5 protein-coding genes are annotated in these 6,973 nt (G+C 43.4%); 3 read left to right on the top strand and 2 right to left on the bottom strand.

The annotated features are described in order from the left end of the window. Positions 1-218 precede the first annotated feature (218 nt). Both DP116_RS25955 and DP116_RS25950 read right to left on the bottom strand, forming a co-directional pair. The gene (locus tag DP116_RS25955; protein ID WP_048867686.1) at positions 219-689 is read right to left on the bottom strand and encodes a tetratricopeptide repeat protein; all 471 of its coding nucleotides are present in this window, start codon (positions 687-689) and stop codon (positions 219-221) included. Positions 690-796: 107 nt separating this feature from the next. Continuing rightward, positions 797-2,017 carry an RNA-guided endonuclease TnpB family protein gene (locus tag DP116_RS25950; RefSeq protein ID WP_169157892.1) on the bottom strand — a complete coding sequence of 407 codons (1,221 nt, stop codon included), beginning with the start codon at positions 2,015-2,017 and terminating at the stop codon, positions 797-799. A 353-nt stretch (positions 2,018-2,370) separates the two neighbouring features. Between DP116_RS25950 and DP116_RS25945 the strand changes: the two genes are divergently transcribed. From DP116_RS25945 to upp, 3 genes are all read left to right on the top strand, one after another. Continuing rightward, complete coding sequence (locus DP116_RS25945) at positions 2,371-3,630, top strand: GTP cyclohydrolase II (RefSeq protein WP_169157891.1); 1,260 nt, start codon at positions 2,371-2,373, stop codon at positions 3,628-3,630. An 89-nt stretch (positions 3,631-3,719) separates the two neighbouring features. Further along, positions 3,720-4,979 (top strand): URC4/urg3 family protein, encoded by a 1,260-nt coding sequence (locus tag DP116_RS25940; protein ID WP_169157890.1) that lies wholly within the window; start codon positions 3,720-3,722, stop codon positions 4,977-4,979. A 224-nt stretch (positions 4,980-5,203) separates the two neighbouring features. After that, on the top strand, positions 5,204-5,839 hold the full coding sequence (upp, locus tag DP116_RS25935; RefSeq protein ID WP_169157889.1) for a uracil phosphoribosyltransferase: 636 nt from the start codon (positions 5,204-5,206) through the stop codon (positions 5,837-5,839). The last annotated feature ends 1,134 nt before the right edge of the window (positions 5,840-6,973 follow it).

Raw genomic sequence — 6,973 nt, 5'->3', positions numbered from 1 at the left:
TGTTCCCTGTTCCCTGTTCCCTGTTCCCTGTTCCCTGTTCCCTGTTCCCTGTTCCATAGTTTTTGTAGATGGCTGTTGCAATAGCGTGGACATTGTCTCCCTTGTTGTGCATATGCTACCCAGTTGATCCCAAAGGTGACTTTATCCAAGCCAGAGTTTTTGCTGGTTGCTATTGCTATAGCCTGTGGTGAATTTTGCTTTCTCCAAATTTGTTGTAGTTAGTTTAATCGGAGAGTGCATTCCAAAATCAATTTTTGATTGACTTGAGAATAAGGCTGAATTTCCAAAGCACGGTGAAATGCTCTAATAGCTTCACGATACTCTCCCATTGCGGCAAAACACAAGCCCATACCGTGAAGTGCACCGAAATGTATTGGATTGATCTTGACGACCATTTGACAGTCTGCTAAAGACTTCCGATACTCGCAGTTAGTGTAGTAAAGAAAAGCACGGCGATTCCAAGCTTCAGCAAAATCTGGTTGGTCGTTAACAAGTTCTGTTAGCACAGCTTCGGCTTCAGTGATTTTTCCAGAATCTATAAACTTTTGACTGCGTTCAATGACTTCCAGTCCATGAACTCCCTTTTGCTGAAACCAAATACGCCAAATTTTCCTGGTTGCTTCGTCCCGGACTGTTTCATCGGGGTTTTTTAAGTCTTCAAGTAAGGAATTGATAAATAAAGAATCCATGAATTCAAGGTCGTTAGTTGATAGTTGCTCTGGATCAAATTTCGCATATTCTGATCTCAGAAGTCACTAAAAAGTGTTGAGTACTGAGTAAAATGTGAAGAAGTGAACTACCCCGCCGCATAGGCGGACGGGGCTTCTGTACTCATAGGCGAATGCCGAAGATTCGACTTTCGCCCCATCTTTGGTCTTACTTCCCCTCCTACAGCAGAGACGGCTGAACCATCCGCCTTTAGCATTCTGATACCCTCTGCTCTAATATTGGTTGCTGCATTTCCATCTCGGTCATGGTGAGTACCACAGTGGGGACACGTCCATTCCCTCACATCTAACGACATCTCACTCATTTGATAAAAACAATTTGAGCAGAGTTTGGAACTAGGGAACCATCTATCAATCTCGACCAACTTCCCACCCTTGCGTTCTAGCTTATAGGCTAAGAAGTTGATGAAGGTTCCCCATCCACAATCAGATATTGCTTTCGCCAAATTGTGATTACGAACCATGCCTAGAAGATGAAGATTTTCTACTATGACAGCTTGGCTATCGCTGACCAACTTATAACTAAGTTTATGTAAAAAATCTTGCCGCGAATTGCTAACCCGTTCGTATACCTTGGCAACAACTTTTCTATATTTGTACCGTGAATTACTTCCTTTTTGTTTACGTGCTAGTTTTTGTTGTTTACGCTTGAGATTCTTTTCGTGGTGAGCTTGATGTTTAGGATTATCGTATTTAGAAATCTTTTCGCCGTCAGTAACAACAGCAAAGTGCTTCAACCCTAAATCAACACCATAAATCTTTCCTTCGGTAAAGTTTGGTTGGTCTCCTTCTACTTCGGTCAGGATAGATGCAAAGTATTTCCCAGATGGAGTTTTGACGACGGTACAAGTCTTGATTTTTCCTTCAATTGGTCTATGTATCTTGGCTTTGACTACTCCAATATTGCCTGGGAGCTTTACATTGCCATCTACTATTTTGACATTTTGAGGATATTGAATCGACTGCTTGCCATGCTTAGATTTGAACCGAGGAAATCCTGCACGTTGATCAAAAAAGTTCTTATACGCTGTGGTTAGATTAAGTGTTGTAGCTTGCAAAACCTGACTATAGCAATCAGCTAACCATTCTGTATCTTTCTCTTTTTTGAGTTTAGGTAGAAGTGCGTTGAGTGCTACTTGTCCAAGCCCTTTGCCCGTCTCCTTGTAAACTTCGATAGATTTATTCAAGGCATAATTCCACCACCAACGAGAGCATCCGAATGCTTGCGCTAGCAATGTTTGTTGTTCCTTGGTCGGGTATAAACGAACTTGGACAGCCTTGTGTAGCACTTAATCACCTCCTTGGTATCACTTATTCTACTACTATCTATACTTAGCAGTAAAGCTAATCCGGAAAATATTTGGAGATTGGTCGGGCATCCACAAAGGATGCACCTTCCAATCTCCCTGCTATTCATCCCCACCGTAAAAGACGGTGGAGAATTCCGCAGAATTAGTTAAAAAATAGCAAATTAATTGCTATTTTCTGTAGTCTGCAATACGATTAATACCTAACTCAAGATTTCAAGTCATTGTTTAGAGTCATTGGTATGTCATACTTTTACAAGTCGCAACTGGTGATAGTTGTAGAGAAAAGATAAATGACTAAGAATTAATAAAAAGTAAGAGAAAAAGAAACGACTATGCCAAACCAAAAAAGCGTTTCCGGGCATATTGTTCTCACTTCGCATCCCAGTCGGTTTGGTCCCAAACCGATTTCTATTCAATGGGGAGCAGCCGATCCAATGCAACGCGGTCCAGTCATTGCTACACTGACTAAACAGGCACACCGTAACGTAATTGGTACTCACTCTGGTGGTTATGCGATTTACCGGGCATTAGCGGTGGCTAGTGGAGTTCTTCAGTCAGACCACAAGGCAGACCTTACTAATACATCTCCAGTAGAATATATTGGACCACATCCAAGTTGGGCTGATCCAAAGAAAATTGTCTCGCTTGACCCGTTTGGGGCGACTATTGGTGAGACTTTTGCATCATACTACGCGCAGGGATATGACATTCGTCCCACGATTGCTATCACAAAGGCGCACATCAACATCCGCGAATTACAAGAGGCGGTGACAGAAGGACGCTTACAGGTTGATGGCAAGATTATGAAACCTGGTGGCGATTTAGTAGTCACAAAAGCAGCAATTGAGCCAGTTTGGTACTTACCAGGAATTGCCAAACGATTCAATATCACAGAAGGGGAATTACGCCGCGCTTTATTTGAACAAACTGGAGGAATGTTCCCAGAGTTAGTGACACGACCTGATTTGGAGGTGTTTTTACCGCCAATCGGAGGTATTACTGTGTATATCGTTGGGGATGTAGCAGCTATTACTGACCCTGATAAGCCTTTGGCATTGCGAGTACATGATGAATGTAATGGTTCTGATGTCTTTGGGTCGGATATTTGCACCTGTCGCCCCTATCTGGTACATGGAATTGAAGTTTGCGTACAAACCGCACAACAGGGAGGCGTAGGTGTCATTGTTTACTGTCGTAAAGAGGGGCGTGCTTTGGGAGAAGTAACGAAATTTTTGGTTTACAACGCCCGTAAGCGTCAAGAAGGTGGCGATCGCGCTGATGCCTACTTTACCCGCACTGAGTGTGTGGCTGGCGTGGAAGATATGCGATTTCAAGAACTAATGCCCGATGTGTTGCACTGGTTGGGCATTACCCGTATTGACCGTATGGTATCAATGAGTAATATGAAGTACAACGCCATTACTCAGTCGGGAATTGAGATTGTGGAACGAATACCAATTCCAGAAGAGTTGATTCCCGAAGATGCGCGGGTGGAGATAGAGGCGAAAAAGGCTGCGGGTTATTATACAACAGGAGAGGTGTTAGACTCCGACAGTTTGAGTGGTGTCAAGGGACGTTCTTTAGCAGATTGAGTTTCAGAAGCGAGAGAGGGAGGGGAACTTCTGTTGACTTCTTCACTCTCTTGCTTCTGTTATGGGGTGAATATTAGGAGTGGATCGGAATGGAAATGGGAACCGCAGAGGCGCAGAGATCGCAGAGGAAAGAGGGGAAGGAGTTGGTTGCTTATTTGCGATCGCCTAGTGCTATCCGAGATCGTTGTGAGCAATTGTTTGAGTTGGCGGTTATTGGTGAGTCCGATTACTTTAATTGCGATTTAACACAGTTGCCAAAAGTGGCGGAGTATGTCATTGAGGTGATGCGGGAACAGTACCCAGATTTGCAAATTCCGTTTCACAGCCGGTGGCGACATTTTGAGGCTGGAGGTGTACAGCGTCTATCTCAGTTGGATGGGAAGTTAGCAGAACTCACGCCTGAACAGAAAGCCGTTGCTAAGTTTGATTTGGCGATTATCAGTGTTTTACTAGATGCTGGTGCAGGGGAAAATTGGTACTATCACGAGCGGGAGACTCAGCTAGATTTTAAGCGTTCTGAAGGTTTGGCAGTTGCGAGTTTTCATATGTTTTGTGACGGAACTTTTTCTAGTGATAGGCAAACAGCACCTTTGCAAGTTGATGCTCAAAAATTGCAAGCCTTAACAGAAAAAGAATTAGCAGATGGCTTTGGTGTGAATGCAAACAATCCCTTGGTGGGCATTGCTGGACGGTTAAAATTGCTGCAAAAATTGGGTCAAGCCCTACTTTCTTCACCTCATCTATTTGGCGAACAAAATCCCCGTCCGGGCAATTTGGTAAACTTTTTCATACAAAACTCATACAACAAGCAAGTAGCTGCGGCAAATGTGTTAGGTGCAGTTTTAGAAGGGTTAAGTGAGATTTGGTCTGGACGAATTGAGGTTGCTGGAATAAATCTAGGGGATACTTGGTTTCATCCACGTGTTGCTGATGATGGCTTAGTCCCATTTCACAAACTATCCCAGTGGCTAACCTATTCTCTGCTTGAACCTCTACAAGAACTTGGCTTGGAAACAACTGGTTTGGATGTCCTGACTGGATTAGCAGAATATCGCAATGGGGGATTGTGTCTTGATTTGGGACTTATTAGCCCTAAGCATCCGGAAATTTTGCTCCAGTCTCATTCTGTTGCATCAGAGATTATCGTTGAATGGCGTGCCTTGACCGTGATACTGTTGGATCGCATCGCCGCCACAGTACGCGACAAGTTGAGCATGAGTGCCGAAGAACTACCACTAGTAAAAATCCTGCAAGGTGGAACTTGGACAGCTGGACGTAAAATTGCGGCTGAACGTAGAAAGGGTGCTGTACCCCCCATACAGATAGAAAGCGACGGTACAGTATTCTAACTATCAGTAGTCATTACTCATTAGTCATTTGTTGAGTTCTTATGTTCTATGCCTACGGCACGGCTGCGCTGTTCGGTTGGATCGCTGTGGGCTATTGTTACGTTGTTCGTGCTTAATATCATGTTCGGCTAATTAGTTATGATTTCCACGTTGACTGCACCCCACAGGAGCGTCTTTCTGCGTCTTATGAGGCACACATTCAGATAATAAAACATTTAAGACATATGCACAGTCAAGTTAAAGTCATCGAGCATCCATTGATTCAACACAAACTCACACTGATGCGTAAAGCAGAAACAACTACGACGACATTTCGAGTCCTTCTCAAAGAAATTAGCCTGCTGTTGACGTATGAAATAACACGAGATTTCCCTGTGAAATATGAACAGATTAAAACTCCTCTGGCACCAATGAATGCCCCAGTCATTGCTTTGGATAAAAAACTGGTGATTGTTTCCATCCAACGAGCAGGACAAGGGATTTTGGATGGAATACTCGAACTCATACCATCAGCAACAGTAGGACACATTGGATTATACCGTGACCCTAAAACCCTCATTCCCGTTGAGTATTATTTTAAGGTTCCTCAGGATATAGATCAGCGAGATGTAATAGTGGTTGATCCAATGCTCGCAACTGGTAACTCAGCTGTCGCAGCAGTTGAACGAGTTAAATCAACGAATCCAATGTCGATTAAGTTTCTTTGCATACTTGCTGCACCAGAAGGCATTGAGCATTTCACCGAAGTCCACCCAGATATACCTCTTTACACTACGGCTATTGATGACCACTTAGATGAAAACGGTTACATTATTCCAGGATTGGGAGATGCAGGGGATAGGTTGTTTGGGACGATATAAGAACGTGCATTTCGATTATGTAATTTCACGGTAAAAAGAACGTAAAAGGTGAGACAGCGCTGCGGGAGGGGAGCCAGTCCGTTGCGGTGAGACCAGTGCTGCAGGAGGGTCTCCCTCCGTAGGCATCTGGCGAACCCGGAGGGGGGTTCCCCCCGTTGTAGGACCTGGCGTTTTCCCTCGTGCCGGCTCTGCGTATGCGCAAAGCGCACGCCCAAAGGGCTAAAGCGCAGCGTGACCGGAGGTCATACCCGAAGGGTAAAATTTCAAAGGGAAAAAGAATATTTTTCCTTTTCCTTCTTATCAGACAAGGTGCGAAGCTCAAAATGCCTATATGATTGGCAATTTATTTTGATTTGGGCAAAGAAATTTTGAAAGAATCTCTCTGGGTCTGGACTTACGCAAAAATAACGTAGTTGTGTCATTGCGACGTAAGGAAGCAATCTCACAATCTTGTTCTTTCGTAACTCGTGCGTAAGTCCTATGGGTAAAGAAGGGCGATAAGCCGGAGGTTTAATGCTACCCGTATCGTCCAGAGCAAGAAACACCTCCTGCGTACTTTTTGTAAAATATGAAACAAACATAGCAAAATAAAACTGAGAAGCTGATTCAAAAAGCAACCAATTTTACTTTACTTATATTCTAATAATTCGTAGTCTTATAATAAGCACCATAATAGTTTGAGGTGTTTACTATGAATGAATCAGTTATTTACTATATGGTTGTATCCCAAACTCAAACATTAAGCTAAGCAGTAGCTATTGCAAATCTGATTCTTCACTTCTTGAGCTTGAGAGCACAACCTTTTTAGATCTTATAAAGAATCGGTTTTGTTAAAAAACTATGTCAATAAAAAACAAGTACCAATTCAAGCGCCTTATTCGCCAACTTATCCAAAAGCCATAACTCCAGTGACGGAAAATATAACACTAACGAGCAACACCTAACTTGGTTAGAGTTCTTTATGAACGATCCAAACTTTGACAATCAAGGGAACGAAAAAAAACTGACAAATACATACCTACTCCCTTCCCGGTGCAAGATTACCTATCTTCTTTTTGATTTTCTTGGTGTCCTTGGCCACGCCAGTCGCCTCAACGGGGGGAACCCCCGCACGGCGCTGGCTCGTCTTGGCGG

This window comes from Brasilonema bromeliae SPC951 (assembly GCF_012912135.1).
Taxonomy (GTDB): domain Bacteria; phylum Cyanobacteriota; class Cyanobacteriia; order Cyanobacteriales; family Nostocaceae; genus Brasilonema; species Brasilonema bromeliae.
Note: the sequence above shows the minus strand (reverse complement) of the source record. Positions and strands in the feature narration are given on the sequence as shown.